The organism is Microcystis sp. BLCC-F209 (assembly GCF_041928595.1).
GTDB lineage: Bacteria > Cyanobacteriota > Cyanobacteriia > Cyanobacteriales > Microcystaceae > Microcystis.
This window is the reverse complement of the sequence record NZ_JBHFLL010000221.1, coordinates 1-3,150: the sequence shown is the minus strand read 5'-3', so window position 1 is coordinate 3,150 and position 3,150 is coordinate 1. Positions and strand designations below refer to the sequence as shown.

2 protein-coding genes are annotated in these 3,150 nt (G+C 42.3%); both read left to right on the top strand.

From position 1 onward, the window contains the following. A partial coding sequence (locus tag ACE1AQ_RS14515; RefSeq protein WP_374808656.1) for a DUF4351 domain-containing protein occupies window positions 1-340 on the top strand: 340 nt, incomplete at its 5' end. Between the two features lie 212 nt (window positions 341-552). After that, window positions 553-3,150: Calx-beta domain-containing protein (locus tag ACE1AQ_RS14510; RefSeq protein WP_374808654.1), on the top strand; the 2,598-nt coding region annotated here is incomplete at its 3' end.

The window sequence follows — 3,150 nt, the reverse complement described above, 5'->3', positions numbered from 1 at the left end:
TTCTGGATTTATTGATACTTATCTCAATCTAAATCCAGTGGAAGAGAGACAATTTCAAGAAGAGATTAGCACATTTAGTCAACCCGTACAGGAGGGAGTTATGCAAATTACCACCAGTTGGATGCGTCAAGGTATTGAACTAGGTATTGAACAAGGTATTGAACGCGAAAAGACATTGATTCTTCGTCAACTTAAACGCAAGTTAGGGGAGATTAATCCTTCATTGGAAACTAAAATCATGGGGTTAAGTATTGATGATGTTGAAGTATTAGGAGAAGCTTTATTCGATTTCTCTACAGTTGAAGATTTAATCAATTGGTTAAATACTTTAACTGCCTAGCTTTGACGTTAGCGATCACATCTTTGCAACAAATGAGAAAACGGGTTTCTTCGAGAAACTATTTAGAAAACCCGTTTTCTTTGAGAAACCCGTTTTCTTGTCCGTTGAGAAACCCGTTTTCTGTATAAATATTAATTTCTGTTACAGGGGTATTGAAAAATTGGGAACTGTTGGGCTAAAACTGTTAGCAATAAACCTTTGCAGTTAACGTCATGACTTCTACCCTGTTGGCGATTTTTCCTGCTATTGACGATGTTTTGTTCAATTTCGCTCAATCTGATGGCTTTTGGGCGAATTTGGTCATCGCTTTTGGCACAAGTTATGATGTGGTTAAAGCGACGCAATTACGACAGCAGTGGCAAAGTCGAAATTTTAGTCAACTTCCTGAGATTGAGGTACTCAGTGATGAGGTTTTAGGAACGGCGAATGGTGCATATTCCAGCAGTACGAATAAGATTTATCTATCAGCATATTTTTTAAATACGGCTTCCTCAGCAACGATAGTTAAGGTAATTTTAGAAGAAATTGGGCATTATGTGGATGCTCAAATTAATCAGGTGGATAGAGCCGGAGATGAGGGGGCAATTTTTGCGGAGTTGGTACAGGGGGACGCTCAGTCTGATTCTCAGTTGGCTTTATTACGAGCGGAGAATGATTGGGTAACAGTGATGATTGATGGTCAGTTAATGGCGCTCGAGCAGTCAAATCCCACTCCTATTTTGGTTGCAAGCTACCAGAGTCTTCGCAATGCCAGGGATGTTCGAGTTATAGGCAACCATGCTTACATTGCCGATGGGTCATTGAGTACAGCAGACTTTAAGATCATTAATATTAGCACTCCCACGGCTCCGGCACTCGTAAGTCAGTCTAACGCCACCGATAAAATCTCTGATGTAGATTTTTTTAATGGCTATGTTTATGCAGCAGATGGTACTTCAGGATTACGAGTGATTGATGTTAGTAATCCTTCTTCTCCAAGCCTTAAAAGCACGTACAATTCTCCAGGTGATGCTCAAGATGTGAAAATAGTTGGCAACTATGCCTATGTAGCAGACGGAAAATCAGGATTACAAATTGTCAATATCAGCAATCGAAATTCCCCTGTTCTCCAAGGAAATGCTCCAGCACCCGATGATGTCACTGGCGTTAAGGGGAATGTAAGTGGTGTTGACATCGTCGGAAACTACGCCTACATCATCAGTTATCTACGCCAATCAGGTCGTGGAGAATTGCAAATTTTCAATATTAGTAATCCAAATTCCCCTGTCAAATTAGGTGAATCTACATTTTCAATATCAACACAAGATATTCTTTATAGTGTTCAAGTCGCAGGCAATTATGCTTATGTAGCCGCTGGATCAAGAGGACTGAAAATCATTGACATCAGTAACCCAATATCTCCTACTTTGAAAGGTGAGTATTTTGGCAGTAGCTCTGCTTCTGCTGAAGATGTTCAGGTAGTTGGCAACTATGCCTATGTTGCCTATGGTGTTGCTGGATTAGATATTATTGACATTAGCAACCCATCTTCTCCGATTTTGGCAGCGTCTTATGCTCCGGTAACAGAAGCTTATGGTCCATTTGGTATCGTTCAAAAAGTTACTAATTATGTAACGAGTGTTGAGGTTGTTAATAATTATGCCTATCTAACTGTTCAAGCAGCGAAAGATCTAGGCGGATTATGGATTCTAGATGTAAATCAATTTACTGGGACAAATCAGCCTCCAAGTGTTGGTCTTGCGGTTTCTCCCGCAAGCGTTACCGAAGACGGGACAAGTAACTTAGTCTATACCTTCACTCGTACAGGTGTAACAACTAACGCTTTAACAGTCAATTACACCCTCGGAGGGACAGCTACTCTCAATACCGACTACACTCGTACAGGGACTACCAATACAGTCACCTTTGCTGCTAATTCATCCACTGCTACCGTAACAGTTGACCCCACTGCTGATACTACAGTAGAAAGTGATGAAACTGTCACCTTAACCCTCGCTGCGGGGACAGGTTATAAAGTAGGTACAACCACCCCGGTGACGGGAACCATTAAGAATGATGATGTCACCCTTCCCAGTATCACTCTTGCTGTTTCTCCTAGTAGCGTTACCGAAGACGGGACAACAAATCTGGTTTATACCTTCACTCGTAGCGGAGTAACAACAAATGCTTTAACGGTTAATTACACCCTCGGAGGGACAGCGACTCTTAATACCGATTACACTCGTACAGGGACTACCAATACAGTCACCTTTGCTGCTGGTTCATCCACTGCTACCGTAGCAGTTGACCCCACTGCTGATACTACAGTTGAAAGTAACGAAACTGTTATTTTAACCCTCGCTGCAGGAACAGGTTATACAGTAGGTACAACCACCGCAGTGACGGGAACAATTACGAATGATGATGTCACCCTTCCCAGTATTACTCTTACTGTCTCTCCTAGTCCTAGTAGTGTTACCGAAGATGGGACAACCAACTTGACTTATATCTTCACTCGTACCGGTTCCACAACCAATCCTTTAACGGTTAACTATACAGTTGGGGGGACAGCTACTTTAAATACTGACTACACTCGTACAGGAACTACCAATACAGTCACCTTTGCTGCTGGTTCATCCACTGCTAAAGTAACAATTGATCCCACTGCGGATACCACAGTAGAAAGTAACGAAACCGTCATTTTAACCCTCGCGACCGGGACAGGTTATACCGTAGGTACGACCAACGCAGCCACGGGAACTATCACGAATGTCCCCGCTACCATTGTCACCCCAATCGAAGCTTTCGGTAACACCAAATTAGTCCAAGAC